Consider the following 26,591-nt stretch of genomic DNA (forward strand, 5'->3'; position numbering starts at 1 on the left):
GGCGACACGGGACCCGGCCGGCGTGCGCGCGACCCGCCCCCGCCGGCCGTCATCCTGTCTGGTTCAGACCACCTGCGGCCCCGGGCGGAGCATCCTGCTCGGTCAGACCAGCTGCAGCTCGAACGCCTTCAGCACCGCCCGGGTGCGATCGCGCACGCCGAGCTTGGAGAGAATGTTGGAGACGTGGTTCTTGATCGTGCCCTCGGCCACGCCCAGCGAGTTGGCGATCTCCTTGTTGGAGAAGCCGCTGGCCATCAGCCGCAGGATCTCGGTCTCGCGGTCGGTCAACGGGTCGGGCCGGTCCAGGCTGACGAAGTCGTTGCGCATGTGCTCCAGGCCGGACAGCAGGCGCTGGGTCACTGCCGGCTGCACCAGCGAGCCGCCCGCGGCCACGGTGCGGATCGCGCCGACCAGTTGCTCCAGCGACACGTCCTTGAGCAGATAGCCCTTGGCCCCGGCCTTGAGCCCGGCCAGCACCAACTGGTCGTCGTCGAAGGTGGTCAGGATGATGGTCGGCGGCAGCGCGGCGGCGCGCGACAGCGTCTGCAGCGCCTCCAGCCCGGACATCGACGGCATGCGCATGTCCATCAGCACCACGTCGGGCAGCACCTGCGGGATCAGCTCCACCGCCTGGCGGCCGTCGCTGGCCTCGGCCACCACCTCGATGCCGCCGTCCAGCGCCAGCAGCGAGCGGATGCCCTGCCGCACCAGGGTTTGATCGTCGACCAGACACACACGGATCATCACAACACTCCTTGGGGAACGGCGGGCGGCAGCAGGGTGGCGGCGCCGGGGACCGCGGCGCGCAGGCGGAAGCCGGCGCCCGGCGCGGCCGCCACGTCCAGGCTGCCGCCATACTGGCTCAGGCGCTCGCGCATGCCGCGCAGCCCGTTGCCGGGAGCCAGGGTCTCGCAACCGCGGCCGTCGTCGCGCGCCTGGATCACCACCTGCGGGCCGTCGCGGCGCACCTCGATCCACAGATTGTCGGCCTGGGCGTGGCGCACCGCGTTGGTGATGATCTCCTGGGTGCAGCGCAGCAACACGTGCGCACGCTCGGGATCCTCCACGGTCAGCGGCTCCTCCACCTGCAGATGAATCTGCAGCGACGGGACCCGCTCGGCCAGCGGCCGCAGCGCCGCCGCCAGGTCGATCGCGCCGCTGTCGCGCAACTGGCTGACCGCCTCGCGCACGTCGGTCAGCAGCAGCTTGGCCAGGGTATGCGCCTGCTGCACGTGCTCCTGCGCGCGGCCCTCGGTGATGTGCCCGGCCACTTCCAGGTTCAGGCTCAGCGCGGTCAGGTGGTGGCCGAGCAGGTCGTGCAGTTCGCGCGAGATGCGGGTGCGCTCGTTGACCCGGGCGCTCTCGGCCAGCAGCGCGCGGGTGGCGCGCAGTTCGGCATTGAGCTGGCGCTGCTCCTCCCGCGCCTGGGTCTGCTGCCGTGCGACCAGGCTGGTGACGAAGATGAACATGGAGAAGCCGCCGTACAGCAGCGACTGCATCAGCGCCTCGAACGGCGGGAAGCCGATGGTCAGGTACACCGGCAGCACCGCCAGCTGGCTCAGCAGCAGCCAGGCCACGCCGGCGCGCACCGGCAGCAGCCAGGGGATCACCCCGGCCGCCACCATCATCAGGATGCTGCCCAGCCCGGAGCGGTGCAGGTAGCCGACCGCCAGCGCGCAGATGGTCAGCAGCACCAGCATGCCGCGGTCGTACCAGCGCACGCCGTCGCCGCTGTGCAGGCGCCGGGTCAGCAGGAAATAGACCACGCCGAAGCCCAGGTAGCTGGTCAGCAGCAGCCACACCTCGCCGCTGGGCATCCGTCCCGATTCCTCGACCGGCTCCCAGTACAGGTACAGCAACGGCATGCAGATGACCGCCCAGGTGAACAGGCCGGCATAGCGCAGGACGCGGGTATGGCTGAGATATCCCAACATGCAGCCATCTTAGGATGAACGGCGCGCATTGCACTCCCACGGAAGTCATGCCGGCGCGGCTCGCCGCCCCGGGTCGCGCGTGCGATAATCCGCCCCTGCGGCCCGCACGGGGCCGCGCGCGCATCAGCAATGGAGTCTCAATGTCGATCGTCATCCGCGACGTGCGCGAGCACGAGCTCGATTCGGTCCTGGCCCTGAACAACAACGCCGGACTGGCGATCCTGCCGCTGGATTCGGCCAAGCTGCACCGCTTCTACGAAACCGCAGAGTACTTCCGCGTCGCCGAGCGCGACGGCAACCTGGCCGGCTTCCTGGTCGGCTTCGGCAGCGACAGCGACCACGACAGCAGCAACTTCGCCTGGTTCCGCGAGCGCTACCCGCAGTTTTTCTATATCGACCGCATCGTGGTGGCCAGCCGCCGCCGCGGCGGCGGCGTCGGCCGGGCGTTCTACGCCGACGTGCAGAGCTACGCCGAGTTGCGCTACCCGCAACTGGCGTGCGAGGTTTTCCTGGATCACGGCGCCGATGCGGCGCTGCTGTTCCACGGCAGCTTCGGTTTCCGCGAAGTGGGCCAGAACACGATGAACGAAGTGGAGGTGCGTGCGAGCATGCTGTTGAAGGATCTGTGCAGTTACGCCTGGGTGCGCGAAACCTACGGCGACACCCTGCCCGAACTGCCCTGGGCCGGCCACGCCCATCGTCTGCAGCGGGCGCAGCGCCCGACCGGGACCTGAGCGTGTCGTCGGTGAATCTGGACTTCGAGCAGGCCGGCGAACTGAAGATCGGCCAGGTCGGCATCGCCAACCTGCGCGTGCGCACGCTGGACGTGGCGCGGCTGAGCCAGGAGATGCGCGAGCGCGTGCAGCGCGCGCCCAAGCTGTTCGGCCGGGCCGCGGTGATCATCGATTTCGGCGGCCTGGCGCAGACCCCGGACGTGGCTACCGCGCAGGCGTTGCTGGATGGCCTGCGCGACGCCGGCGTGCTGCCGGTGGCGCTGGCCTACGGCACCCGCGAGATCGAGGAGCTGTCGGTGGCGCTGGGGCTGCCGCTGCTGGCCAAGTTCCGCGCGCAGTACGAGCGCTTCGATGGCGGCGCGCCCGCTGCGGCGCCCGCCCCGGTCTCGCCGCCGCCCCCGCCTCCGCCACCGCCCGCTCCGACGGCGCGGCCGCAACCCGGGCGCATGCAGAAGAGCGCGGTGCGCTCCGGACAACAGCTGTATGCGGAGAATTGCGACCTGACCGTGGTGGCCACCGTCGGCGCCGGCGCCGAGGTGATCTCCGACGGCAGCATCCACATCTATGGCAGCCTGCGCGGCCGCGCCCTGGCCGGTGCGCAGGGCAACACCGAGGCGCGGATCTTCTGCCGCGACTTCCACGCCGAACTGGTCGCCATTGCCGGCCACTACAAGGTGCTGGACGATATTCCCAAGGAACTGCGTGGCAAGGCCGTCCAGGTCTGGCTGGAGCAGGACCAGATCATGATCGCCGCGCAAGACTGACGCGGCCCAACTACGAACGTATCAGGAGATAGTCCTTTGGCTGAAATTATCGTTGTCACCTCCGGCAAGGGCGGCGTCGGCAAGACCACCACCAGCGCGAGCCTGGCCTGCGGGCTGGCGCGACGCGGCAAGAAGGTCGCCGTGATCGACTTCGACGTGGGCCTGCGCAACCTCGACCTGATCATGGGCTGCGAGCGCCGCGTGGTGTACGACTTCGTCAACGTGGTGCACAACGAAGCCACGCTGAAGCAGGCGCTGATCAAGGACAAGCGCTTCGACAACCTGTTCGTGCTGGCCGCCTCGCAGACCCGCGACAAGGACGCGCTGACCCAGGAAGGCGTGGAGAAGGTGCTCAAGGACCTGGCCGCCGACGGCTTCGACTACATCGTCTGCGATTCGCCGGCCGGCATCGAGAAGGGCGCGTTCCTGGCGATGTACTTCGCCGACCGCGCGGTGGTGGTGGTCAATCCGGAAGTGTCCTCGGTGCGCGACTCCGACCGCATCCTCGGCCTGCTCGACTCCAAGACCCACAAGGCCGAGAGCGGCAAGAGCCTGCCCGCGTTCCTGCTGCTGACCCGCTACAGCCCGGCGCGCGTGGAAACCGGCGAGATGCTCAGCATCACCGACGTGGAGGAAGTGCTCGGCCTGAAGGCGATCGGCGTGATCCCCGAATCCGGCGACGTGCTCAACGCCTCCAACAAGGGCGAGCCGGTGATCCTGGACGCCGAATCCCCGGCCGGCCAGGCCTACGAGGACGCCGTGGCGCGCATCCTCGGCGAGGAACGTCCGATGCGTTTCATCTCCGTGGAGAAGAAGGGCTTCTTCACCAAGTTGTTCGGAGGGTGAGCATGGGACTATTCGATTTCCTCAAGACCAAGAAGAACACCGCCGAAACCGCGAAGAACCGCCTGCAGATCATCATCGCGCAGGAACGCAACCACCGCGGCGGCCCGGACTACCTGCCGCTGCTGCAGCGCGAGCTACTGGAAGTGATCAAGAAGTACGTCAACATCGACGCCGACGCGGTCAAGGTGGACTTGGTCAAGGACGGCGAGCACGACGTGCTCGACATCTCCGTCGCCCTGCCGGAAGGGCCGACGCCCTGAGGCGGCGCGTCGGCCGTGGCCGACGCCGCGGCTGACGCATCGGTGGGCCGGCGCCGCGATGGGCCGTGCCTGCCGTTCCCGGGCGCGTCGGCCGCGCCCTTTCCGTCCCGACGAAGTTCACCCGATGCAGACCGATACCGCCCTTCCCGCTGCCGCCGCCCAGGTGCTGACCGTGGGCGCGATCGGCCTGGACGCGCCGCGCGCGCTGCTGGCCGGCTACGGCCTGGCCCTGCATCGCGTCGCCGACGGCGCCGCCATTCCCGGCAGCTACTGGGGCGAGCCGGAGGCGGGGGTGATCGCCAGCGACGTCTACGTGCGCGACGACACGCCGGTGCATTCGCTGCTGCACGAGGCTTGCCATCTGATCGTATTGCCGCCGCAGCGGCGCGCGCAGGTACATACCGACGCTACCGATTCAGTGGAAGAGGAAGACGCCACCTGCTACCTGCAGATCGTGCTGGCCGACGCCCTGCCCGGCGTGGGCCGTGCGCGGCTGATGGCGGACATGGACGCCTGGGGCTACACCTACCGGCTGGGTTCCACCCGCGCCTGGTTCGAACAGGACGCCGACGACGCGCGCGCCTGGCTGGCGCAACGCGGGCTGCTGCCGGCCTAGCCCGTCGTCCTTACGGCGCAGGCGACGGCGGCGACGCCCCGGGGCGCTTCAGCGCGCTGCTCAGGTCCAGTGTCGCGCGGGTCCCGCTGCCGGCCAGCGAATCCAGGTGCAGCGCCCAGCCCAGGTGCTCGCACAGCCGCGCGATCAGGTCCAGGCCGATGCCGCTGCCCTCGCGGCTGCCGCCGCCGCGTGCCATGCGCATGTAGATCGCGCTGATCTCTTCCGGGCTCATGCCGTGGCCGGGATCGTCGATGCACACCACGCCCGGCGACGGCATGGTGATCTCGATCCGGCCCTTGTCGCTGTTCTCGATGGCGTTGCGCAGCAGGTTGCCGATGGCCACCTGCAGGATCGCCAGCGGCGTCTCCACCTCGCACGGCGGCATCGGCGCCAGGGCCAGTTCCAGGCGCTTGTCCGCGCACAGGTGGCGGTGATCCTCGACGATCTCCGGCAGCAACTGGTCCAGCCGCACCAGATCGCTGCCGCGCGCGAGCCGCGCCGGGTCCTTGGCCAGTACCAGCAGCAGCGAGATGAGCTGGCCGACGCCGCTGGCGGTGCGGCGGATGCGCAGCAACTGGTTGCGCACGCTGGGCGGCACGTCGTGCTGCTCCAGCGCCAGCTCGGCGGCGCCGCCGATCACCGCCACCGGCGTGCGCAGTTCGTGGCTGGTGCTGTCGATGAAGGCGCGCTCGCGCTCCACGAACAGGTCGTTGCGCGCCAGGTAGTCGTTCAGCGCTTCGGCGATCACCACCTGCTCGGCGCTGGCGCGCGGATGCACCTCGATGCGCTGCCCGGGCCGGTCCGGACGCAGGCTGCCGATGCGCTGGGCCATGTCGATCAACGGCTGCACCACCCGACCCATGCCCCAGGCCACCAGCGCGCCGAGCAGCAGCACCGCCACCGCGTTGGACACCAGCATCCACAGCGCCAGGTTGTCCTCGTGGTCGTGCAGTTCGGTGATGTCCAGCGCCAGCGCCAGGCGACGGCCGCGCACGTCCTGCACCAGCACCACCTTCTCGCTGCCTTCCAGTTGCACTTCGTCGTGCAGGCCCGGGCCCAGCGCCGCCACTGCCGGCGGCAGCGGCGCGCCGCCCTCGTCGCCGTACAGGCTCACGGTGCGGGTGTCGATCCAGCGATAGTCCGGGTCGGCCGCGCTGCGCGCCAGGAAGTGGTCCAACTCGGAGGTCAGCAGCGAGCGCCAGGTGAGCTGCTCGGCCTGGTCGTTGACGATGTAGCCATGCACGAACACCGCCAGCGACAGCAGCGCCGCGTAGCCCACCAGCCACAGGGTCAGCCGCTGCCGCAGCCCGGCCCTAGTCGGCATGCTCGCCCTCGTGGGGGCCGACCACCGCCAGGCGGTAGCCGATGCGCGGCAGGGTATGGATCAGCTTGGCCGCGAACGGGCCGTCGACACTGCGGCGCAGGTCGTAGATGTGCGAGCGCAGCATGTCCCCGTCCGGCGGCTCGTCGCCCCACAGCGCCTGCTCCAGGCGATCGCGGGTGACCGCGGCCGGGCTGGCCTGCATCAGCACCTCCAGCAACTTGCGACAGGCCGGGTACAGATGCAGGGTACGCCCGCCGCGGGTCACTTCCAGCGTGGACAGGTCCAGCTGCAGGTCGCCCACGCGCAGCAGCTTGCTGCGGCCGCGGCCACTGGCGCGTACCAGCAGTGCTTCCAGCCGCACTTCCAGCTCCGGCAGCGCGAACGGCTTGGTCAGGTAGTCGTCGGCGCCAGCGCGGAAGCCGGCGATCTTGTCCGGCAGTTCGTCGCGCGCGGTCAGCATGATCACCGGCACGTCGGCATGGTGCTCCTCGCGCAGCGCACGCAGCACCTGCTGCCCGTCCAGGCGCGGCAGCATCCAGTCCAGGATCAGCGCGTCGTAGCGCTGGGTGGTGGCCAGGTGCAGGCCGGTCACGCCATCGGGCGCCGCGTCCAGGGTGTGGCCGCGCACCTCGAAGTAGTCGAACAGGTTGGCGACCAGGTTCCGGTTGTCTTCTATGACCAGCAGCCGCATGGGGGCGCTCGAATTCGGGGGACTGACCCGCCCATGCTAGCGGAAGCGTGTCGGAACGCCGTCAGAACGGCCGCGCGCCTTGATCGAATCTCAATAAAACCTGGAAAGGATCCCAACACGGCGCCGTCAGGCTGCCTTCCGCGCCGGCCACCGGTACGCGTGGCCCGGCGCTTGCATCAGTGCGGCCGTGCGCAACCTTCGCTGAAGCCTCGGCCCTCTCACCCGCAGTTCCGACAGCTATCCGACACCTGCAACCCGACCATGCCCCCACTTTCCCGCCGTCCCTGGCCGCCTTCGTCGACCATGTTCAGTACGCCCCTGCGATTGTCCGCTGCGGCGGCGCCCCACCTCGGCGCACGCCGACACTTCTATCTGTCCCACCTCTGGGTGCCGCTGGTCCTGGTGCTGCTGGCCAGTGGCCTGCTGATGGGCCTGGGCGGGGATTTCTGGATCGCCGACCTGCTGTATCGCTGGGAAGGCGGGCAGTGGGCGCTGAAGGATGCGGCGCTGACCCGTAGCCTGATCCACCACGACGGCAAGATGCTGAGCGCGGCGGCATGGGCGGTGACCGCCGCGCTGGCGGTGTGGGCCTGGCGCCGTCCGGATGCCCGCCGCTACCGGCTGCCGCTGCTGTACCTGCTGCTGGCGGTGGCGCTGAGCACCGGCGTGGTGTCGCTGCTGAAGTCGGTGACCCACATGGACTGCCCCTGGGACCTGACCCGCTACGGCGGCGAGCGGATCTTCGTGGGCCTGTTCGAGACCCGCCCGGCGGGCATGCCGCGCGGGGTATGCTTCCCCGCCGGTCATTCCAGTGCCGGCTATGCCTGGGTGGGGCTGTACTTCGTCGCGCTGGCGCTCAAGCCGGCCTGGCGTTGGCCGGCGCTGGCGATCGGCCTCGGGGGAGGCCTGCTGTTCGGTCTCGGCCAACAGCTGCGCGGCGCGCATTTCATGTCGCACGACCTGTGGACGCTGGCCCTGTGCTGGGGCGTGGCACTGGGCCTGTACCGGGCGATGCTGTGGCCGCGTGCGACCCTGTCGCAGGCCGATCGACGCCCTTCCACCACCAACGATTCCGCCGCATGAGCCATTCCGTCGCCCCGCCCTCGCCGTCCACCGCCTCCCGCGCCCGCTGGTGGGCATGGCGTCCGCAGTTGAGCAACGAGATGCTGGCGCTGGCGGCTAGCGCGTTCTTCGCCCTGGCCTGCAACGGCATGTTCTGGCGCAGCGCGATGAGCGGCCACGGCGGCGACGTGAAGCTGGCGCTGTCGCTGTTCCTGCTGCTGCTGGCGGTGCACGGCCTGCTGCTGGGCCTGCTGCTGTGGCGCGGCATCGCCAAGCCGGTGCTGACGGTACTGCTGATCACCACCGCGTTCGCCGCGCACTACATGAACAGCTACAGCGTCTACCTGGACGCGGACATGCTGCGCAACGTGCTGGCCACCGACCACAAGGAATCGCGCGAGCTGATGACCCCGGCGCTGATCGCGCCGCTGCTGTTCTACGCGGCGCTGCCGATCCTGGTGCTGTGGCGGGTGCGGCTGATCCGGCGTTCGCCGCTGAAGGCGCTGGCGATCCGCGCCGGCTTCCTGGTCGGCATGCTGGCGCTGGGCGGCGTCGCTGCGATGCTGTCGTTCCAGGACCTGTCGGCGATGATGCGCAACCATCGCGAGATCCGCTACCTGGCCACGCCGATCAATTACCTGGTCGCGCTGCGGCAGAACTTCAAGTCCGACAGCCCCACGCGCAAGGCGCCGAAGCTGCCGCTGGAACACGACGCCAAGGCGACCGCACGTGCGCCGGGCAGCAAGCCGCGGCTGCTGGTGGTGGTGCTGGGCGAAACCGCCCGCGCGCAGAACTGGGGCCTCAACGGCTATGCGCGGCAGACCACGCCGGAACTGGCCAAGCGCGACGTGATCAACTTCCCCGACATGCACTCCTGCGGCACCAGCACCGAAGTCTCGGTGCCGTGCATGTTCTCCCCGTTCGGCCGCCACGACTACAACGAGAGCAACATCCGCAAGCACCAGTCGCTGCTGCACGTGCTCGAGCACGCCGGCATCAGCACGCTGTGGCGCGACAACCAGTCCGGCTGCAAGGGCGTGTGCGACGGCCTGCAGATCCAGCACCTGGACGACGCCAAGGATCCGCAGCTGTGCAAGGACGGGCGCTGCATGGACGAGATCCTGCTGCAGGATCTGGCCGCGCAGGTGCGCGCCAAGCCCGGCGACCGCGTGGTGGTGCTGCACCAGCTCGGCAGCCACGGCCCCAGCTACTTCGAGCGCTACCCGGCCGCGTTCCGCCGCTTCACCCCGACCTGCGACACCGCCGACCTGGGCAACTGCAGCCGCGAGTTGATCACCAACGCTTACGACAACTCGCTGCTGTACACCGACCACCTGCTGGCGCGCACCATCGACGCCCTGCAGGCGATGCCCGACTACGACACGGCGATGATCTACCTCTCCGACCACGGCGAGTCGCTGGGCGAGAAGGGCCTGTATCTGCACGGCGTGCCCTACGCGATCGCGCCGCAGGAGCAGACCCATGTGCCGATGGTGATGTGGTTCTCGCCCGGCTTCGCCAGTGCGCGCGGCCTGGACCTGGCCTGCCTGCAGGCGCGGTCGCGCCGCTACGCCGACCAGGACAACCTGTTCCCGTCGGTGCTGGGCCTGATGCAGGTCAGGACCGGCGTCTACGACCACACGCGCGACCTGTTCGCGCAGTGCGCCAGGCCGCAGTGACCGCCCGTCCACGCGCACTCATGGCGTAAGCGGGCGCGGCGGCGAGGCCCAGGGCGCGCCGCCCGAACTTGCGGCGTTGCGGGCGGGCCACTAGCCTTCCGGGCAATCGCCCTGCAAGGATTCGCCGTGACCCACCGCTCTCCGCTGCTCGCGCTGTGCCTCGGCGCGAGCCTGCTGACGCTGTCCGCCTGCCGCAAGGAACCCGCGGCCGAGACCGCCGCCCCCGCCGCGGCCCAGCCCCAGGGCGAGAGCGCCGACCAGTTCGTCGCCCGTATCAACGAGGAGTACCGCGCGCTGCTGCCGGAACTGACCGCGGCGCAGTGGCTGTCGGCGACCTACATCAACGGCGACAGCGAGCGGCTGGCGGCCAAAGCCAACGCGCGCTGGCTGACCACGCTCAACGGCTGGATCGCGCAGGCGCGACGCTACGACGGCAAGCCGATGTCGCCCGACAGCGCCCGCGCACTGCGCCTGCTGCAGCAGATGACCGCGATGCCGGCGCCACGCGATCCGACGCGGCTGGGCGAACTGGCCGCGCTGGCGACGAAGATGGAAGGCGCCTACGGTGCCGCCTCCTACTGCACCGGCGAAGGCGACGCGCGCCGCTGCCGGCAGTTGGGCGAACTGGAGGACGTGCTGCGCCGCAGCCGCGACTACGACCAGCAACTGGATGCCTGGCAGGGCTGGCACGCCGCCGTGCAACCGATGCGCAAGGACTACCAGCGCTTCGTCGAACTGGTCAACGAAGGCGCGCGCGACATGGGCTACGCCGACACCGGCGCACTGTGGCGCAGCGGCTACGACATGCCGCCGGCACAGCTCGCCGCCGAGACCGACCGGCTGTGGACGCAGGTCAAGCCGCTGTACGAACAACTGCACTGCTACGCGCGCGGCAAGCTCGACGCCGAATACGGCAAGGACAAGGGCGAACTCGCCGGCGGCCTGCTGCCGGCGCATCTGCTCGGCAACATGTGGCAGCAGGACTGGAGCAACCTGTGGGACCTGCTGCAGCCCTACCCCGGCGCCGGCAGCCTGGACATCACCGACGCACTGGAGCGGCAGTACCAGGGCAACCTGAGCGCGGCGCTGGCGCGGCGCAACGGCGACACCTCGGTGGACGCGCGGTTTATGGCCCAGCGCGAGGCGCAGTTGCTCAGCGCGCGGCAGATGACCGAGCGTGCACAGGACTTCTACACCTCGCTGGCGATGCCCAAGCTGCCGGACAGCTACTGGACGCGCAGCCAGTTCATCAAGCCGCTGGACCGCGACGTGGTCTGCCACGCCAGCGCCTGGGACATGGACATGGCCGGCGACGTGCGCACCAAGATGTGCGTCAAGCCGAACGAAGAGGACTTCACCACCATCTACCACGAACTCGGCCACGTCTATTACGACCTGGCCTACAACCCGCTGCCGCCGCTGTTCCAGGCGGGTGCCAACGACGGCTTCCACGAAGCCATCGGCGACACCGTGGTGCTGGCGATGACCCCGCAGTACCTGCATTCGATCGGCCTGGTCGATGCGCCGCAGGTCGGCCGCGAAGCGTTGATCAACGCGCAGATGCGCATGGCCCTGAGCAAGGTCGCGTTCCTGCCGTTCGGGCTGATGATCGACCGCTGGCGCTGGGGCGTGTTCGACGGCTCGATCGCCCCGGACCGCTACAACCAGGCCTGGTGGGAGCTGAAGGCCAGGTACCAGGGCGTGGCGTCGGCGACGCCGCGGGGCGAGGACTTCTTCGACCCCGGCGCCAAGTACCACGTGCCGGCCAACACCCCCTACACCCGCTACTTCCTCTCGCACATCCTGCAGTTCCAGTTCTACAAGAGCCTGTGCGACGCCGCCGGCTACAAGGGCCCGCTGTACGAGTGCACCTTCTACGGCAACAAGGAAGCCGGGCAGAAGTTCTGGTCGATGCTGCAACGCGGCGCCAGCCAGCCCTGGCAGGCCACGCTCAAGGAACTGACCGGCAGTGAGCGCATCGACGCCGGCCCGCTGCTGGAATACTTCGCGCCGATGCAGGAGTGGCTCAAGCAACAGAACCAGGGGCGGATGTGCGGGTGGGAGGCGGCATCTGCCGCAGCGCACCCCACTGCAGTCCCGGCGCAGAAGCAAGGTTGACGCGGCGCGGCGGGCGCAAAGCCGAAGCGCAGTCGTCAGGACAGACCGTGGAGGTAAGCGCGTAGAGGAAATGCGCGCCGTGCGGATCAGTCAGGCGGGAAAAGAAGCCGCGACATGCCTGAAGTGCTTATCGCGTCCGTGCAGACACGTGCTGCGCCTCGCTGTCGGCCTGCTGCAACGCGAGCGCCGCCCCGTCCTTGGCGGGTGACGCGATCGCCTCTTCCGGTCGCGATGGCACCGCAGAGAGATCGACCTTCACCCGGAACCCCGGCGTATACCCTTCGATCCAGGCGTTGCCGCCATCGACCATGACGTGTTTGATCTGCTCGGGCCGCGTCATGCCATCGCGCTGGGCCTGCGCCGCGGCATGCCTCAGCGTCGCATCCGGCATAGCGGCCGGGAATCGCTCCTTGATGGCACGAAACAGCGGGTCTTCGTCCCGCACTGCCGCCCCCTGCTCCGGCACCTTCAGCGGCACGTGCCAACCCTGCGGCGCGTGGGCTTCCTGCTTCGGCAGATGCAGCCGCCGCATGTGCTCCGACCATTCCGGCGCACCGATGCCCTGCCGACCCTCGCCCGGCGGCAACGGCCCGCGCAGTTCGTTGACGGCGTCACCGGCCAGCCCGCGCACGCCGCGTGCCAGAAGCGTGGTGCCGATGCGCATGGATTCCACATCCTCGCGGTACCTGCCGATCATCGGCGCGTACTGGGCGGCGCGCTGGTGCGCCGCCGGGTCTTCCAACACGGAGCGGTCGGGCCGCCCGTTGCCGTCCACCGGCAGGAAGTTGTGCATGCGGTGCGACTCGACGAGCAACCCGCCGACCGCGCTGAACGGATTGCGCGCATCCCAGCCGCCGCTGCTGTTGTCGTAGCCGGCGCGCTGCAGCGTGGCGACTTCCTCGGGCGTGGCGTAGATGCGGACCTGGCTGTAGTGACGGCTGGCAGCGCTGACGGGGTCGCCGGCCATGACGTGGTTGACGACGTCGGTGCCACCTTCGGGGATCCGGCGATCCAGGCTGACCGCGCCGTAGGCGTTGAAGGTCTCGCCCTTCAGGCCGAAGTGGTGGGCGGCGACCTGCGCGAGGTCGCCGCCCAGGGAGTGGCCGGTGACAACGACAGGCGGGACCCTTCCATGCTCGCCTATCTTCTCGGCATATTGCACAGCTTCGCGCGTGAACGCGATGGCGTCTTTCACCTGCCTGTTGTGCCTGGTAGCGACCATGCCGCCATCGGCCGCAAGGCCATCTTGCAACGGCTGACGATCGAATTCGGTCCCGCGATGCGCGACAACCAACTCGCCGGTATTCACTCGCTGGTACAGGATGCCCTGATAGCCGGAAGGTCGATCCACGTACGCTAGGCGCCGGTAGAACTCTCCGCCGATTTCAATGGTGGCGCTCTTCGGCCCGAACTCATTCGGCTTCGAATAAACGTCGTATGCGAGGGTTGCGTACTGTTGACTGGTCAACGTCATGGGACCACCCGCTCTGCTTTGAGCGTGACCTTGAACAGGTTCTTGCGAGCCTCTTCGTCGAAATCTTCCGCATCGCGCTGACCGACATCCTGGAAATCATCCATATCCTCTTTGGGATAGCGGCCCTTCCAGAAGTAGGTGACCTTCGACCGGGACTCGATGATCTCTGGCCTCTCAAGACTGGGAGAAAAATTCGTCTCCTGCTGCTTGCCTGTTGCCTTCAATCCGATGACGATGCCGTTGATCCTCCAGTGGCAGATACCCTGACCGTAGTAGTCAGCATCCACCATCCCATCGGTATAGATCGTAGTGACATAGGTGTTGGCATCGACCTTCGCAAAAGCCGCAGGGATATGGTCGTCCTTGCGTTTTGTCCACACTCCTTCAAGCGGCTCTCCTGGCGTGCATTGTTCGTAGTTGCTCATCTGATAGACAGCGGCAGCATCCACGAATCCAAATGGCCCAGGCGCATCCTCAATCATCATCGTGATCCGATACGCCTGCGTCGGATGCGGATTCTTGCGGTACACCGGGTCACCATGGGCGTCGGCATGAGGACTGGCGGCATTCTCCGAGGCAGTGTTCATCGGGTTGCATCCTGTCAACAACAGCAGAAGGGAAAAAGCGCAGAGGATCTTGGCGTTCATGGAAAGGGTCTCAGGCCACGATGGTGCGCCGCGCTGCATGCTCGGCGGCAGCGAGGGCTTCGGTGAGCCGGCGGCAGCCATGGCGCACGTGCAGACGTTGCATCAGCAGCAAGGCGATCAAGATCGGCAGCGACAGGCCCAGTTCCGGCACCTGGATGAAGAGCGGCAGGGAACCGGGGAGCGCGACGGCCGCCAGGGCAGACAACCACATCAGCAAGGTCATCCCGGCTACCTGCAGGATGGCATGGCACAACTGCCTGGACTGCACCGTGCGCTTGCCACCGGAGCGCAGACGCCACCAGGCGCGCGACGCGCGCACGACCAGCAGCGCCAGCATGCCCACCATGCCCAGTTGCAGCAGAGCACCCAATACCGCCAGTGTCTGGGCCATCAGCAGTGCCGTGCCACCCGCATGACGGTAGGCCAGCGCGGCCATCCCGGCGGTGAGCAGCAGTGCGAGTAGCGCCGTGGTCAGCAGCGCACACGTGCGCCGCACGCAAATCTGCCACTCCTTCGACCACAGCATGTGGGACATGTCACGGCTCCTGCATCGACCAAGTCAGGGAACGGCAGCGCTGTCCCGCACCACGGAAGAGCGCGGCGTCGCCGCCGCTGACCCTACCTTCCCGCTCGTGAACGCATGGGGGCAGACACGCGCATACATCGCCGACGAGTACGCGTTGTAGCAGTACGGGTTGGTGACGGTGAACGCGCCCGTGGCGGGATTGATCGGCGCCCAGCAGTCGCTGGGCACGCCGATCGTGCAGAAGAGAAACGGATCGTTGTCGTAGTACGGAATGAACTCGTAGTAGCCGTCAGTCTGCGCCGACGATGGCAACGCCATCACTGAAAGCAGCGCCAAGGGAAACAATCCACGCTTCTTCACGACCCTTCTCCTTGAGGGGTTGCTAATCTTCCAGCCTCGCTTGAGGCCAGGCATCAGTAGCTTTTGAAAACCGCCTTGGAACATGCGGTGTAGATCACCTTGCATTGCATACCAGAGACCGCGCGATTCTCTCGCTCGCAACGCTCCATCGCGACGCCGCTGGCTGCTTCTTCGTCGCCTGCGGCGGCGAAGCTTGTCGGCCCGTCGAGGTAGGCCCTTCCCCCAACCTGTGGCTCCGCAACAGCCGCACACTGGTTTTTATAGACAAAGCCGATTCGACAATCCTTCACTCCATCGGAAGAGCAGCGCCTCAGCGCGTCGGCCTCCGCTTCGGATTTCGATGCCTTGCCTGTCGTCACCCCCAGGCTGTTCCAGCCGTCGCCCGAGCCCATGGCAATAGCACCCCAGGTCTTGACCCAGTACCCAGTCGGCCGGAGAGCCTCCTGCGGGGCCGCCTGGTTCTGCGGAATCGGAGCGCAACCAGCCGCCCCCTGGCCACCGATGGGATACTGGCCGGGGGGACATCCGCCTTCCGCGTGGGCGCCATACGCAGCGACCATCAAGACGCAAAGCGCTAGAAGTTTGAAGTACATAGCTCTCTCTTTCACGTTACCTGATCCTGGTATCGCGGTTGGCAGCGCCCATGACGCCACTGCCTTCGGAAGGAGAATTGTTGGCCGGCGCGCCGCCAAGCCGGTGGTTAGCCGAGCCCACCATCGAACCCGACGAAGCCTGCGAGTCCGGTCGGGTTTGCGGGGGGCTGTAAGACCCCGGCGGCTGCCCCTGCGGCCCCGGCGAAGACGCAGTCGCAGGGCCGAAGGCCGTGTAGGTCATGAACGTGCCCATGTTGCCTTGCCAGACCGCCGCGGCGATCGTGCGCGCAGTACCGAAACGCAGCAGACCTATATACATAGGAGATCATCTTTAAGCATCTAAATCAGTACCTCCGAAACACAGGCTCAGAGCAACCGATATAGATAACCTCGCACCGCATGCCGGCGTTTTTTGCCAAGCACCTTTTGAGCACGCCATCACTCGCCATTTCCTTTGTAGGCGCCGAAACAAATTGAGCCAAGCCAATGGGGCTTGGCTTGTCCCCATCTCGCGGCTCACCGATGGCAGCACATTGGTTTTGATACGTAATGGCCACACTACAATTAGTTGGCCCCTTCTTGGCGCACCGTTCTAAAGCCTGTTGCTCGGCTTCGGATTTAGACATAGCCCCCGTTGGCACGCCGTAGTAGGGGATGGAGTCCACTCTCCCGACCGCGATAGCCCCCCAAGTCTTGAGCCACTTCCCAGTGGGTCGAGCCTCTTGTGAAACAGTGGAATTTTGCTGAGGAATCGGTGCACAGCCCGCCGTACCCTGGCCGCCAATAGGGTATTGCCCGGGAGGGCAATTTCCTTCAGCAGTCGCAGCAGCAGAAATGAAGAGTAGTGCTAGAAAGAAGAAAATCCGCGCCCCAGTCATTTTCACCTCGAATTAGAAAGTGAAACTTTCATTAAAATACGACTTCAAGTCTAGCCCAGACGATCAGCGTTCCTCTGACTGGCAATACCACGCATACCAGTTTCCTGATTCGGAGCGATGCTGGAAGAAGGTGGCACCCTTGTTGAACTTAGATCAGCGGGCGACTCGGACCCACTGCTAGTCCGACTATTGGGAGCCACGCGCTCCGGCGTGTAAGACCCCGGCGGCAGCCCCTGCGGCCCAGGCGAAGACGCAGTCGCAGGGCCGAAGGCCGTGTAGGTCATGAACGTGCCCATGTTGCCTTGCCAGACCGCCGCCGCGATCGTGGGCACCGTGACGATCAGCACCGTCATCAGCAACCCGATCCCGCCCTGCTGCAGCGCCTGGGACGACAGGCCTTCGGCATTCGCCAACGGAATGAACTTCATCGCCCAGTACGCCGCCGCCACTTTGGCCGTGAACTTCAAGACCATCGCCGACACCACCGACAGCATGGACATCGAGAACAGGGTGCCGATCACGTAGAACAGCCACTTCCGGAACAGGTCCTTGGTCTGGTCGAACATCAGGAAGAAGATGAAGATCGGGCCGATGCCCACCAGGAATGCCATGGTGAACTTGAACAGCAGCAACATCGCGCCCGCCGCCATGGGCGGGCTGGCCGTGCCGAAGCTGGCCAGCAGCATCGAGCGCCCCTTCTTCTCGATCGATTCTGGATCGTTGGCGTCCACACGCACCGCGTCGAGCGCTGACAGGGCCAGCTGCGTGTACTTCAGGTTGTCGTCGATCGATTCGGCCGCGCTGCTGGTGTCGTCTCCGGTGAACAACCCGTGGATCTCCATGTCCAGGTTGTCCGTCATCGCCTTGTGCAACGCCGCACCGTTTGCCCCCAGGGTCGATGCGATCATCAGGATCACCGCCACCTTGGCCGCCTTGACCATCGTCGCCATCGCCGATTCGCGGGACTGCCCGGTGACGATGCGGTAGCCCTGGATCAGGATCCAGAACGTGGTAGCCGTCAACGCGATCACGCTCACCCAATGCATCGCGCGGCGCATCAGTTCAAGGCCGAACTCGGCGATCTCGTTGGTGAAGTAGTTGTTCACCAACCGGAAGAACAGGAAGTCGCCCAGATTGGCGTCCGCCAACGGCTGCATCCAGTGCGTGGCGGTGTCGAAGAATCCGTTCATGCTGCGTGCCTACCCGATGTCCCGTGCTGTGTTGGAGTTGCCGGTGCCATCACTTGGACAGCGCCCCAGCGAGCACACCCGCCTGGATCACCTGCCCCAGGATGTTGTTCTTGTTGCCATCCAGCGCCCGCCGCGCCAATCGCGACTGGTCGTCCTTGAGCGCCACGATGTAGGTGTCGTAGGCCTTCATCTGCGCCTGCCAGTAATCCAGGTCCATGGCGTTCTGCGCGACGAAACGCCGCACCTCGTTGTCGTTGGCGGCCAGCGCGCCCTGGCTGGTCCCAATCCCGTCGCGCTGCGACTGCACCTGCTTGAACTGTTCGTTGCGCTGGATCAGGCGCTTGAGCATGCGCACCGTCTCGTTGTACTGGGCGTTCTTGGCCATCACGATGCGCGCGCAGACCTTCATCTGCTCGTCGACCGCGCTGCCGTTCATGTCCGGCGCCAGCGCCTTGAACTGGTTCATCAATCCGGCGATGCCGCTCTGGCTCGCGCCGGGGCAGCTGTCCTCCAGCCCGTAGTCCTGGGGACGCTCGGGAAAGTTGTCGGCCATGGTGGAGTCGCCGAACTGCAGCCGCTGGAGCTTGATGAGTTGCTGCTGGTAGTGCTCCAACTGCATCTGGTACTGCTTGATCGTCTCGCCCCAGCGCTTGGCCTGCTCGGCGTATTCCTGCAACGCCTTGGCCATCGACATCGGGTCGTTGACGATCCAGGTGGCGCTGGCGGGTCCGGCAGCCAAAAAGGCGGCGAGCGCGACGCCTGCGAACAGGCGCGACCAGCGGGGGCGACGGGTCGAGGAGTGGGTCATGGGCGATCTCGGCAAGTCTCGTGCGATACAGGACGCAGCGACGGTTTCCAGCTGCTGTGCGTTGGCGGCAGAGGCCGACGGACAGCCGTCGGCGGCAGCAGCGGAGCCACTGGGTGGTCGGATTGGGGAACCTGCTGCGGCCATAGTCCTTTATGAGCAGATGAGGCAGGGTGCGGCGGACTCTTGCATGAAGTGCATTCCATTTCCACCGTTCCATGCGCCTCCGTAGGGAAGCGCATTCAGCGAAGCCAGGCACGCCAATGGTTTCGCTGACCGGGGTAGGAAAACTCCGACATTTCGTCGCGGCATGTCCCGAGCCAGCCAGCGACGCTGTCACCGTCCGTTTTGCGCAGCCAGGTCCGCGCCGGCCCGCCCAGGCCGACCGCGGTGCGCCAGCTCAGTCGTCGGCCAGCCGCGCCCAGCGCTCGTGGTCGCGCCATACCCCGCCGATGCGCAGGTAGCGTGGCGAATAGCCTTCGCGGCGGAAGCCGGCGCGCTGCGCCAGCGCCAGCGAGCGGGTGTTGTCCGGCTGGATGTTGGCCTCCACCCGGTGCAAGCCCAGTTCGGCGAAGGCGTAGGCCACGCACAGGCGCAGCGCATGCGTCATCAGTCCGCGGCCTTCGCAGCCGGCCATGGCGTGGTAGCCGAGGTAGGCGCTCTGGAAGCAGCCGCCGACCACCTGGCTGAAGGTGAACAGGCCGGCGAGCGCGCCGCTGCTGCGTTCGCGCGCTAGCAACGCGATGTTGCTACCGTCCAGAGTCTGCGCGTACCAGGCCTCGAAGCCGGGCACGTCGGTGAACGGGTAGGTCCACGGGTGATGCAGGGCGACGCTGGCGCGGTGCGCCTGGATCAGCGCGATGCCGTCGCGGCGCCGCACCCGCGCCAGCGACACGGCCTCCTGCGCAACCTGGCCCGCGCTCTGGCCCATGGCCTCAGGCCGGGGCCGCGGCGCCGTCGTCGCGGCGCATGACCTGGGCGTGGCGCGTCTTGAACTCGTCGAAGCTCAGGCCCTGCGCCTGCGCATCGGCGTGCGCGGCGTCCTTCAGCGCGTCCGAGTACATCAGCCGCACCGGCGTGCCGGCGCGCTCGTGCAGCTCCGCCGCCTGCATGATCAGCGACAGCACCTGCGCGGCGCTCTCGCTCTGGCCGGCGATGCGCCCGTCCATGCCCAGCACCCACTCGCCGTCGCGGCGCACGATGCCGGCCAACAGCGTGCGCTGCTGGTCGCGCAGTTCCGCATGCGGCTCGATGGGCGCGGCCGGCGCGGCGTCCTCGGCACGGTGGCGCAGGCGCTCGGCCAGCTTCTTGCGCAGATCGCGGCGCTGCTTGGACTGGATGGACATGCGGTTTCCTCAACGAAGACCCGACGACGATAGCCCAACCGCGACGCCGCTCACAGCGGGTCCGCCGGTTCCAGCCGAGGCACCTGCGCGTCCGGCCGCGGCAGGCGCTTGCCGCTGCGCCGCTCCCAGCGCCAGAAGCCCCAGCCGAGCAGGAAGAATGCGCCCGAACCCAACGCTAGGTGCAGCGCATGGCCGCTGAGCAGCGGCGACAGCACCCCGGCCACCAGCACGGTCACCATCAACTGGGTGAAGGCCTGCAGCGAGGAGGCCAGCCCGCGCTGGCGCGGGTACATGTCCAGCACCGCCAGCGCCAGGATCGGGAAGATCAGCGCGGTGCCCAGGCCGGCGAAGAAGATCGGCAGCACCGCCCACGGCAGCGCGATCGCCGGCGTCAGCGCGGTGTAGGCGATGTTACCGGCCATCGACAGGCCACAGCAGACGAAGCCGAAGCGCACCTGGCGCATCGGCCCCAGCCGCCCGGCCATGCGCCCGGACAGGAACGCGCCCAGGGTCATGCCGCCGATGGTGGGCAGGAACAGCCAGGCGAAGTCGCGCTCGGTCTTGCCCAGCAGGTCGATCATGAACACCGGCGCCGAGGCGATGTACAGGAACACCCCGCCGAAATTGAACGCGCCGGCCGCAGCCAGGCGCTGGAAGCGCGGATTGAGCGCGATGCCGATGTAGTCGCGCAGCAGCGTACGCGGCGCCAGCGGCGTGCGCGCCTGCGGCGGATGCGTCTCCGGCATCCAGCGCAGCGTCGCCACCAGCAGCAGCGAGGAGAAGCCGACCAGGAACCAGAAGATCATCGGCCAGCCGCGGCCGCTGCCCAGGATCCAGCCGCCGATGACCGGCGCGATCGCCGGGGCGATGCCGAAGATCATCGACACCTGGCTCATCAGCCGCTGCGCATCGTCGCCATGGAACAGGTCGCGGATCACCGCGCGGCCGACGATCATGCCGACCCCGGCCGACACGCCCTGCAGCGCGCGGAACGTCAGCAGGGTCGGCAGGTCGCGCGACAGCGCACAGCCGGCCGAGGCCAGGATGAACACGATCAGGCCGGCGACGATCACCCGCCGCCGCCCCAACGCGTCGGACAGCGGCCCGTGGGCCAGGCCCATCAGCGCGTAGGCCAGCAGGTACACGCTCACCGTCTGCTGGATCGCCACCGGATCGGCGTGCAGGCGCTGCGCCAGCTGCGGGAACGCCGGGAAGATGGTGTCGATGGAGAACGGGCCGAACATCGCCAGCCCGGCCAGCAACAGGGCCATGCGGCGTGTGGACACGGACGGGAGCGTCATGGGGACATCATCCTGAAAAGCCGGCCGCGGCGGCCGCAGGACGGGCGCACGCGCGACGACGCCGTCCGGCATGGACGGGCGCGAGAAAAGGGAGTGCGGCCATGATACGCGCTGCGGCCGCAGGCGCGCATCCGCCGCGGCTTGCCCATTCAGGCTGGCGTGGGTGCGCGCGGCCCGCCGTGGGCGCCGCCGGCCACGCTATAATCGCGGCGCAGCAAGGTGGGAGAAGCGGGGCGACCCGCTGCCGAAGGCGCAAACGCCCGTAATCGCTCAGGCCCGATACCACCCGCACCAAGACTCTGGAGAGACCGGTCAAACCCGGCGCCGAAGGGGCACGAAGCGCAGCGCCAGCCGCCGCTTCCAAACTCTCAGGCAAAAGGACAGAGGGGCATTGGGAAGACGCGTGCTTCCCGTCGATCGTGCCCGCCGCTGCGGCCCGACGACGGCCTTGCGCGCGTCCCCGCCTCCTCGTGCCTTCCTCAGCCGGACGACTGCCATGTCTCACACCTCTTCGCTGCGCGACCTCGAACACCACTCGGCCTTCATCGAGCGCCACATCGGCCCGAACGACGCCGAGATCGCGCACATGCTGCGCACCGTCGGCCACGACTCGCTGGAGGCGATGACCGACGCCATCGTACCGGGCAACATCAAGTCGCCCGCCGCGCTGGCGCTGCCCGACGCCATCACCGAGGAGGAGGCGCTGGCCAAGATCCGCGCCATCGCCGACAAGAACACCGTGTTCCGCAGCTTCATCGGCCAGGGTTACTACGGCACCCACACGCCGAAGGTGATCCTGCGCAACATCCTCGAGAACCCGGCCTGGTACACCGCCTACACCCCGTACCAGGCGGAGATCTCGCAGGGCCGCATGGAAGCGCTGATCAACTTCCAGACCATGTGCGCCGACCTCACCGGCATGGAGATCGCCAACGCCTCGCTGCTGGACGAAGCCACCGCCGCGGCCGAGGCGATGACCCTGGCCAAGCGCTCGGCCAAGTCCAAATCCGACACCTTCTTCGTGCACGACGCGGTGCAGCCGCAGACCCTGGAGCTGCTGCGCACCCGCGCCGAGCCGCTGGGCATCGTGCTGCGCGTGGGCACGCCGGAGGAAGCGCTGCAGGCCGAGTGCTTCGGCGTGCTGCTGCAGTATCCCGATAGCTTCGGCCACATCGGGGACCACAAGGCGCTGGCCGACGCGGTGCACGCGCAAGGCGGCCTGGTCGCGGTCGCCACCGACCTGCTCGCGCTGACCCTGATCGCCGCGCCCGGCGAATGGGGCGCGGACATCGTGGTCGGCAACTCGCAACGCTTCGGCGTGCCGTTCGGCTTCGGCGGCCCGCACGCCGCGTTCATGGCCTGCCGCGACGCCTACAAGCGCTCGATGCCGGGCCGCCTGATCGGCGTGTCGATCGACGCCGCCGGCAACCCCGCCTACCGCCTCACCCTGCAGACCCGCGAGCAGCACATCCGCCGCGAGAAGGCCACCTCCAACATCTGCACCGCGCAGGTGCTGCTGGCGGTGATGGCCTCGATGTACGCGGTGTACCACGGCCCCGAGGGCCTGGTGCGCATCGCCCGCCGCACCCACCGCCTGGCCGCGATCCTGGCCGCGGCGCTGCGCGGCGCCGGCGTCGCCGTCGGCGAGCGCTTCTTCGACACCCTGCACGTCACCGGCATCGACGCCGAGGCCATCCATGCCAAGGCGCGTGCGGCCGGCATCAACCTGCGCGCGATCGACAGCACCGCCCTGGGCATCAGCCTGGACGAGACCGCCACCCGCGCCGACGTGGTCGCGCTGGCGCAGCTGTTCGGCGCCCAGGCCGACGTGGACGCGCTCGACGCCGCCACCGCCGACGCGCTGCCGCCGCAGTTGTTGCGCCACAGCGCGTTCCTGCAGCACCCGGTGTTCAACACCCACCATAGCGAGCACGAACTGCTGCGCTACATGCGCGCGCTGGCCGACAAGGACCTGGCGATGGATCGCACCATGATCCCGCTGGGCAGCTGCACCATGAAGCTCAACGCCACCGCCGAGATGATTCCGGTGACCTGGCCGCAGTTCGGCGCGATCCATCCGCTGGCCCCGGCCGAGCAGAGCGTGGGCTACAAGCAGCTGATCGACGAGCTGGAAGCGATGCTGGTCGAGTGCACCGGCTACGATGCGGTCAGCCTGCAGCCCAACTCCGGCGCGCAGGGCGAGTACGCCGGCCTGCTGGCGATCCGCGCCTACCACCGCGCGCGCGGCGAAGGCCACCGCGACATCTGCCTGATCCCAGAATCGGCGCACGGCACCAACCCGGCCTCGGCGCAGATGTGCGGCATGACCGTGGTGGTGACCAAGTGCGACGGCAACGGCAACGTCGATGTCGCCGACATCCGCGCCAAGGCCGAGAAGTATTCCGAGCGCCTGGCCGCGTTGATGATCACCTACCCGTCCACCCACGGCGTGTTCGAGGAAGACGTGGTGGCGATCTGCGAGGCGGTGCACGCGCACGGCGGCCAGGTCTACACCGACGGCGCCAACATGAACGCGCTGGTCGGCCTGGCCAAGCCCGGCAAGTGGGGCTCGGACGTGTCGCACCTGAACCTGCACAAGACCTTCTGCATCCCGCACGGCGGCGGCGGCCCCGGCGTCGGCCCGTGCGCGGTGAAGGCGCATCTGGCGCCGTACCTGCCGCGCACGCTCGGTGGCGACGGCGACGTGGGCATGGTCTCGGCGGCCAGCTTCGGCTCGGCCTCGATCCTGCCGATCAGCTGGATGTACATCACCATGATGGGCAACAGCGGGCTGCGCAAGGCGACCCAGGTCGCGCTGCTCAACGCCAACTACATCGCCAAGCGCCTGGCGCCGTACTACAAGACCCTGTACACCGGCCGCAACGGCCTGGTCGCGCACGAGTGCATCCTCGACGTGCGCCCGCTGGAGAAGACCAGCGGCATCGGCGCCGAGGACATCGCCAAGCGCCTGATCGACTTCGGCTTCCATGCGCCGACGCTGAGCTTCCCGGTCGCCGGCACGCTGATGGTGGAGCCGACCGAGAGCGAATCGCAGCACGAGCTGGACCGCTTCATCGACGCGATGATCCAGATCCGCGAGGAGATCGCCGCGATCGAGGACGGCCGCCTGGATCGCGAGGACAATCCGCTCAAGCACGCCCCGCACACCGCCGCGCAGGTCACCGCCAGCGAGTGGACCCACGCCTACCCGCGCGAGCTGGCCGCGTTCCCGCTGCCGACGCTGAAGCAGCAGAAGTACTGGCCGCCGGTGGCGCGCGTGGACAACGTGTACGGCGACAAGAACGTGATGTGCGCGTGCATCCCGGTGGACGCGTACAAGGAAGACGTGGTGGTCTGAGCATGGACCCAGACGACGCAGGAGGCGGCCCAGCCACCAAAGTGCTGAGCGCTTCTGCGCAAGCGCCCTTGCCGAATTGGCAAGGGCGAAACGTCGAGGATGCCGAAACATGCCTCGAAGTGGACTGATTACTGCGTATAAGTCCCCAATACCGTCAGATCGGCAAAATTGCCGGCACCGACGACGCGCATGTAGTAGGTCTGCGCCGCCGGACGCGTCAACGTCACCGATTCGTTGTTGCCGGCTTTTGTCGATCGGTATGTCGCATCCGTGCCATCCACTGCAGGCGCACTGCCCGCTTTGACATACAACGCGACATCGCCGCTGCCACCATAGGTCCGCAGTGTCAAATTGCGAGCGCCGGCAGGCACGCTCAGGGTGTAGAGGAACGTTTCACCGACAAACCCGCTCTGAGAATTCAGCGGGACGCCGCGGGTCAGCGCCACTTCGGGATTGCTAAGGTCCGGCGTAGTCAACGCCGCTCGGACCGCTGCGTACGTATCCAGCAGACCCGCGCCAATTGGCTTGTCCGGCGTTACCGCAAGGGGTGCGGCGGTGCTCGACAGCAGCCTGCGAATCTGTACCGGCGTCGGTACGGACAACTGCGCTTCCTGTCGAGCGCTCAGCATCATCGCTACTGTTGCGGCCACGTGGGGAGTCGCCTGCGAAGTCCCCGCATAACCGGCATATCCGGTGTCCGCGAGCGGTACTGTGGTGCCACGGTTCAACGTAGACCAGATCACGCCAGCGGAGATGGTGTCGCCGAATGCACCATCGTTAGGATGTACACCGCCGCCAGGCGCTGCGATCGCCACGCCCTTGCCGTAGTCGGAATAGTAGGCGCGCGTTGAGGTGATGCCGGTCGCCGCCACCGCAATGACACCCGGACAACTGGCCGGGGAAATATTGGCAACATCGACATTGCTGTTGCCCGCGGCCACCACCACGACCGTGCCACGGGCAATCGCGCCGCTGATGGCCTGGCCCAACGCGCTATTGGCATCGCATGCGCCGCCACCGCCCAGACTCAGGTTAATGACTTGCGCGGGATGCGTATTGACGGGAATGCCAGCGACGCTGCCGCCGGATGCCCAGGTGATGGCATCGGTGATGTCGGAGGTGCTACCGCCACAATGGCCGAGGACGCGCACCGGCAACACCTTCGCCTTGTAGGCGACTCCGGCCAGACCGATGCCGTTGTTCGCCATCTCGGCGATGATGCCCGACACGTGCGTACCATGCCAAGAACTCGGTTCCTGCTGCGATGCATCGACGCAGCCGCCATTGTCGTACAGGTATTCGTCGCCGGTGGTCCAATCCCCAAGATCCCAACCGCCAGCGGCACGGCCATCGCTGCTGCGACCGGAAATGAATTTGTCGCTGATGAAGTCGTAACCGGCATCGCCCAGCGACGTGTCCAGGTCTGGATGCGCAGTGATGCCGGTATCTAAGACGGCGACGGTGATGCCGTTGCCATCGGCCAGGTTCCAGGCGCGCGCCACGTTGGCGCCACCGTAATTGGCATAAGCATTGGTATCGCTGCCGACGGTGGTCAGAGTGCCATCCGGCGCAGCATGGTCCCACTGCAGGCTGACCGAACGCGGATCGTCGGTGACGACAGGCGGGTCGACATCGGCTCGCTGCACCGGCTTGAACGCGTGCAGCATCAGATCAGGCTCGACATACACGACATTTGGATCTGCAGCCAGTTGCGTCATCAGCGCTTGCGCATCAGCCTGGCTTAGGCCGCGACTGGTACGCAATACCACAGCATTGCGGCCCAGCGCGCGCAGATAGCGCGCACTCGGCGACGCACTGACCGCGGACTTTGCAGCTGGCGCTTGGGCAGCGGCCAGAGCGCGTGTCGCTTGCCGCTCAACGTCGGCGCGATTGCGTGCGACGGTGCCATCCTGGTAACGAACAATGAACTGATTGAATCGAGCTTGCGGGGCGGCAGCAGGGATGCTGGCGGGAAGCTTCGATAGAAGTTCGTCGGCGATGGCATCCGGGCCGAGCAGGAGCGCGGCGAGCGTCAGTGGCAACACGTGTTTGCGGGGAAACATGAGATCACTCCAAAAAGATTGC

At 67.4% G+C, this 26,591-nt stretch carries 25 protein-coding genes and 1 riboswitch; of the genes, 9 read left to right on the top strand and 16 right to left on the bottom strand.

Annotated elements, in window-relative coordinates; all coding sequences use genetic code 11:
• Positions 1 to 102: 102 nt before the first annotated feature.
• Together PIQ37_RS17465 and PIQ37_RS17470 are read right to left on the bottom strand one after the other, a co-directional pair.
• Complete coding sequence (locus tag PIQ37_RS17465) at positions 103 to 744, bottom strand: response regulator (RefSeq protein WP_017907693.1); 642 nt, start codon at positions 742 to 744, stop codon at positions 103 to 105.
• A complete protein-coding gene (locus PIQ37_RS17470; RefSeq protein WP_267084601.1) occupies positions 744 to 1,934 on the bottom strand; it encodes a sensor histidine kinase in 1,191 nt (396 codons plus the stop codon). The genes PIQ37_RS17465 and PIQ37_RS17470 overlap by 1 nt, the downstream gene beginning before the upstream one ends.
• Before the next feature lie 140 nt (positions 1,935 to 2,074).
• Here PIQ37_RS17470 and PIQ37_RS17475 point away from each other — a divergent pair, with 140 nt between their 5' ends.
• The 5 genes from PIQ37_RS17475 (at position 2,075) to PIQ37_RS17495 (ending at position 5,154) form a co-directional block, all read left to right on the top strand.
• Entirely contained in the window at positions 2,075 to 2,668 is a 594-nt protein-coding gene (locus tag PIQ37_RS17475) for a GNAT family N-acetyltransferase (RefSeq protein WP_019801958.1), read from the top strand.
• A 2-nt stretch (positions 2,669 to 2,670) separates the two neighbouring features.
• Entirely contained in the window at positions 2,671 to 3,432 is a 762-nt protein-coding gene (gene minC / locus PIQ37_RS17480; protein WP_342074424.1) for a septum site-determining protein MinC, read from the top strand.
• A gap of 36 nt (positions 3,433 to 3,468) precedes the next feature.
• On the top strand, positions 3,469 to 4,278 hold the full coding sequence (minD, locus tag PIQ37_RS17485; protein ID WP_209029460.1) for a septum site-determining protein MinD: 810 nt from the start codon (positions 3,469 to 3,471) through the stop codon (positions 4,276 to 4,278).
• Between the two features lie 2 nt (positions 4,279 to 4,280).
• On the top strand, positions 4,281 to 4,538 hold the full coding sequence (minE, locus tag PIQ37_RS17490) for a cell division topological specificity factor MinE (RefSeq protein ID WP_160964358.1): 258 nt from the start codon (positions 4,281 to 4,283) through the stop codon (positions 4,536 to 4,538).
• 124 nt (positions 4,539 to 4,662) lie between these two features.
• Positions 4,663 to 5,154 (top strand): hypothetical protein, encoded by a 492-nt coding sequence (locus PIQ37_RS17495; protein WP_342074425.1) that lies wholly within the window; start codon positions 4,663 to 4,665, stop codon positions 5,152 to 5,154.
• Positions 5,155 to 5,164: 10 nt separating this feature from the next.
• Here the strand turns inward: PIQ37_RS17495 and PIQ37_RS17500 are convergent, their stop codons facing one another.
• Together PIQ37_RS17500 and PIQ37_RS17505 are read right to left on the bottom strand one after the other, a co-directional pair.
• Positions 5,165 to 6,478 (bottom strand): sensor histidine kinase, encoded by a 1,314-nt coding sequence (locus tag PIQ37_RS17500; RefSeq protein WP_342074426.1) that lies wholly within the window; start codon positions 6,476 to 6,478, stop codon positions 5,165 to 5,167.
• A complete protein-coding gene (locus tag PIQ37_RS17505) occupies positions 6,468 to 7,169 on the bottom strand; it encodes a response regulator transcription factor (RefSeq protein WP_010340248.1) in 702 nt (233 codons plus the stop codon). The genes PIQ37_RS17500 and PIQ37_RS17505 overlap by 11 nt, the downstream gene beginning before the upstream one ends.
• A gap of 303 nt (positions 7,170 to 7,472) precedes the next feature.
• Between PIQ37_RS17505 and PIQ37_RS17510 the strand changes: the two genes are divergently transcribed.
• From PIQ37_RS17510 to PIQ37_RS17520, 3 genes are all read left to right on the top strand, one after another.
• Positions 7,473 to 8,252 (top strand): phosphatase PAP2 family protein, encoded by a 780-nt coding sequence (locus tag PIQ37_RS17510; RefSeq protein ID WP_342074427.1) that lies wholly within the window; start codon positions 7,473 to 7,475, stop codon positions 8,250 to 8,252.
• Complete coding sequence (locus tag PIQ37_RS17515; RefSeq protein ID WP_342074428.1) at positions 8,249 to 9,910, top strand: phosphoethanolamine transferase; 1,662 nt, start codon at positions 8,249 to 8,251, stop codon at positions 9,908 to 9,910. Before PIQ37_RS17510 ends, PIQ37_RS17515 begins: the two co-directional genes overlap by 4 nt.
• 126 nt (positions 9,911 to 10,036) lie before the next feature.
• Positions 10,037 to 12,028: a M2 family metallopeptidase gene (locus PIQ37_RS17520; RefSeq protein ID WP_342074429.1), complete on the top strand. Its 1,992-nt coding sequence runs from the start codon at positions 10,037 to 10,039 to the stop codon at positions 12,026 to 12,028.
• A gap of 127 nt (positions 12,029 to 12,155) precedes the next feature.
• Here the strand turns inward: PIQ37_RS17520 and PIQ37_RS17525 are convergent, their stop codons facing one another.
• The 11 genes from PIQ37_RS17525 to PIQ37_RS17580 all read right to left on the bottom strand — a co-directional run bounded on the left by PIQ37_RS17525 (position 12,156) and on the right by PIQ37_RS17580 (position 21,148).
• Positions 12,156 to 13,502, bottom strand: a complete 1,347-nt coding sequence (locus PIQ37_RS17525) for a hypothetical protein (RefSeq protein WP_342074430.1) — start codon at positions 13,500 to 13,502, stop codon at positions 12,156 to 12,158.
• Positions 13,499 to 14,149 carry a hypothetical protein gene (locus tag PIQ37_RS17530; RefSeq protein ID WP_407136949.1) on the bottom strand — a complete coding sequence of 217 codons (651 nt, stop codon included), beginning with the start codon at positions 14,147 to 14,149 and terminating at the stop codon, positions 13,499 to 13,501. The genes PIQ37_RS17525 and PIQ37_RS17530 overlap by 4 nt, the downstream gene beginning before the upstream one ends.
• Positions 14,150 to 14,159: 10 nt before the next feature.
• On the bottom strand, positions 14,160 to 14,684 hold the full coding sequence (locus PIQ37_RS17535) for a hypothetical protein (protein ID WP_342074431.1): 525 nt from the start codon (positions 14,682 to 14,684) through the stop codon (positions 14,160 to 14,162).
• Between the two features lie 24 nt (positions 14,685 to 14,708).
• Positions 14,709 to 15,035, bottom strand: coding sequence for a hypothetical protein (locus tag PIQ37_RS17540; protein WP_209245812.1), 327 nt, complete (start codon positions 15,033 to 15,035; stop codon positions 14,709 to 14,711).
• Between the two features lie 53 nt (positions 15,036 to 15,088).
• Entirely contained in the window at positions 15,089 to 15,628 is a 540-nt protein-coding gene (locus tag PIQ37_RS17545; RefSeq protein WP_342074432.1) for a DUF4189 domain-containing protein, read from the bottom strand.
• Between the two features lie 344 nt (positions 15,629 to 15,972).
• Complete coding sequence (locus tag PIQ37_RS17555) at positions 15,973 to 16,506, bottom strand: DUF4189 domain-containing protein (protein ID WP_342074433.1); 534 nt, start codon at positions 16,504 to 16,506, stop codon at positions 15,973 to 15,975.
• A gap of 50 nt (positions 16,507 to 16,556) precedes the next feature.
• Entirely contained in the window at positions 16,557 to 17,696 is a 1,140-nt protein-coding gene (locus PIQ37_RS17560) for a type IV secretion system protein (protein WP_342074434.1), read from the bottom strand.
• 49 nt (positions 17,697 to 17,745) lie between these two features.
• Complete coding sequence (locus PIQ37_RS17565; RefSeq protein WP_150411133.1) at positions 17,746 to 18,384, bottom strand: hypothetical protein; 639 nt, start codon at positions 18,382 to 18,384, stop codon at positions 17,746 to 17,748.
• A gap of 517 nt (positions 18,385 to 18,901) precedes the next feature.
• Positions 18,902 to 19,432: a GNAT family N-acetyltransferase gene (locus PIQ37_RS17570; protein WP_342074435.1), complete on the bottom strand. Its 531-nt coding sequence runs from the start codon at positions 19,430 to 19,432 to the stop codon at positions 18,902 to 18,904.
• Positions 19,433 to 19,436: 4 nt separating this feature from the next.
• Positions 19,437 to 19,847, bottom strand: a complete 411-nt coding sequence (locus PIQ37_RS17575; protein WP_010340260.1) for a hypothetical protein — start codon at positions 19,845 to 19,847, stop codon at positions 19,437 to 19,439.
• A 50-nt stretch (positions 19,848 to 19,897) separates the two neighbouring features.
• On the bottom strand, positions 19,898 to 21,148 hold the full coding sequence (locus PIQ37_RS17580; RefSeq protein WP_342074436.1) for a multidrug effflux MFS transporter: 1,251 nt from the start codon (positions 21,146 to 21,148) through the stop codon (positions 19,898 to 19,900).
• A 289-nt stretch (positions 21,149 to 21,437) separates the two neighbouring features.
• Positions 21,438 to 21,542, top strand: a riboswitch (glycine riboswitch).
• A gap of 102 nt (positions 21,543 to 21,644) precedes the next feature.
• Between PIQ37_RS17580 and gcvP the strand changes: the two genes are divergently transcribed.
• Entirely contained in the window at positions 21,645 to 24,506 is a 2,862-nt protein-coding gene (gene gcvP, locus PIQ37_RS17585) for an aminomethyl-transferring glycine dehydrogenase (protein WP_342074437.1), read from the top strand.
• Between the two features lie 128 nt (positions 24,507 to 24,634).
• On the opposite strand, the gene PIQ37_RS17590 is transcribed toward gcvP, so the two are convergent.
• Positions 24,635 to 26,569 carry a S8 family serine peptidase gene (locus PIQ37_RS17590; protein ID WP_342074438.1) on the bottom strand — a complete coding sequence of 645 codons (1,935 nt, stop codon included), beginning with the start codon at positions 26,567 to 26,569 and terminating at the stop codon, positions 24,635 to 24,637.
• Between the last annotated feature and the right edge of the window lie 22 nt (positions 26,570 to 26,591).

This window comes from Xanthomonas protegens (assembly GCF_038442435.1).
GTDB lineage: Bacteria > Pseudomonadota > Gammaproteobacteria > Xanthomonadales > Xanthomonadaceae > Xanthomonas_A > Xanthomonas_A sontii.

Coding starts and splice junctions, on each gene's coding strand:
- PIQ37_RS17465 (WP_017907693.1), bottom strand. CDS start 744: ATGATCCGTGTGTGTCTGGTCGACGATCAAACCCTGGTGCGGCAGGGC.
- PIQ37_RS17470 (WP_267084601.1), bottom strand. CDS start 1,934: ATGTTGGGATATCTCAGCCATACCCGCGTCCTGCGCTATGCCGGCCTG.
- PIQ37_RS17475 (WP_019801958.1), top strand. CDS start 2,075: ATGTCGATCGTCATCCGCGACGTGCGCGAGCACGAGCTCGATTCGGTC.
- minE (WP_160964358.1), top strand. CDS start 4,281: ATGGGACTATTCGATTTCCTCAAGACCAAGAAGAACACCGCCGAAACC.
- PIQ37_RS17495 (WP_342074425.1), top strand. CDS start 4,663: ATGCAGACCGATACCGCCCTTCCCGCTGCCGCCGCCCAGGTGCTGACC.
- PIQ37_RS17500 (WP_342074426.1), bottom strand. CDS start 6,478: ATGCCGACTAGGGCCGGGCTGCGGCAGCGGCTGACCCTGTGGCTGGTG.
- PIQ37_RS17505 (WP_010340248.1), bottom strand. CDS start 7,169: ATGCGGCTGCTGGTCATAGAAGACAACCGGAACCTGGTCGCCAACCTG.
- PIQ37_RS17510 (WP_342074427.1), top strand. CDS start 7,473: ATGTTCAGTACGCCCCTGCGATTGTCCGCTGCGGCGGCGCCCCACCTC.
- PIQ37_RS17515 (WP_342074428.1), top strand. CDS start 8,249: ATGAGCCATTCCGTCGCCCCGCCCTCGCCGTCCACCGCCTCCCGCGCC.
- PIQ37_RS17525 (WP_342074430.1), bottom strand. CDS start 13,502: ATGACGTTGACCAGTCAACAGTACGCAACCCTCGCATACGACGTTTAT.
- PIQ37_RS17530 (WP_407136949.1), bottom strand. CDS start 14,149: ATGAACGCCAAGATCCTCTGCGCTTTTTCCCTTCTGCTGTTGTTGACA.
- PIQ37_RS17535 (WP_342074431.1), bottom strand. CDS start 14,684: ATGTCCCACATGCTGTGGTCGAAGGAGTGGCAGATTTGCGTGCGGCGC.
- PIQ37_RS17545 (WP_342074432.1), bottom strand. CDS start 15,628: ATGTACTTCAAACTTCTAGCGCTTTGCGTCTTGATGGTCGCTGCGTAT.
- PIQ37_RS17555 (WP_342074433.1), bottom strand. CDS start 16,506: ATGACTGGGGCGCGGATTTTCTTCTTTCTAGCACTACTCTTCATTTCT.
- PIQ37_RS17560 (WP_342074434.1), bottom strand. CDS start 17,696: ATGAACGGATTCTTCGACACCGCCACGCACTGGATGCAGCCGTTGGCG.
- PIQ37_RS17565 (WP_150411133.1), bottom strand. CDS start 18,384: ATGGCCAAGGCGTTGCAGGAATACGCCGAGCAGGCCAAGCGCTGGGGC.
- PIQ37_RS17570 (WP_342074435.1), bottom strand. CDS start 19,432: ATGGGCCAGAGCGCGGGCCAGGTTGCGCAGGAGGCCGTGTCGCTGGCG.
- PIQ37_RS17575 (WP_010340260.1), bottom strand. CDS start 19,847: ATGTCCATCCAGTCCAAGCAGCGCCGCGATCTGCGCAAGAAGCTGGCC.
- PIQ37_RS17580 (WP_342074436.1), bottom strand. CDS start 21,148: ATGACGCTCCCGTCCGTGTCCACACGCCGCATGGCCCTGTTGCTGGCC.
- gcvP (WP_342074437.1), top strand. CDS start 21,645: ATGTCTCACACCTCTTCGCTGCGCGACCTCGAACACCACTCGGCCTTC.
- PIQ37_RS17590 (WP_342074438.1), bottom strand. CDS start 26,569: ATGTTTCCCCGCAAACACGTGTTGCCACTGACGCTCGCCGCGCTCCTG.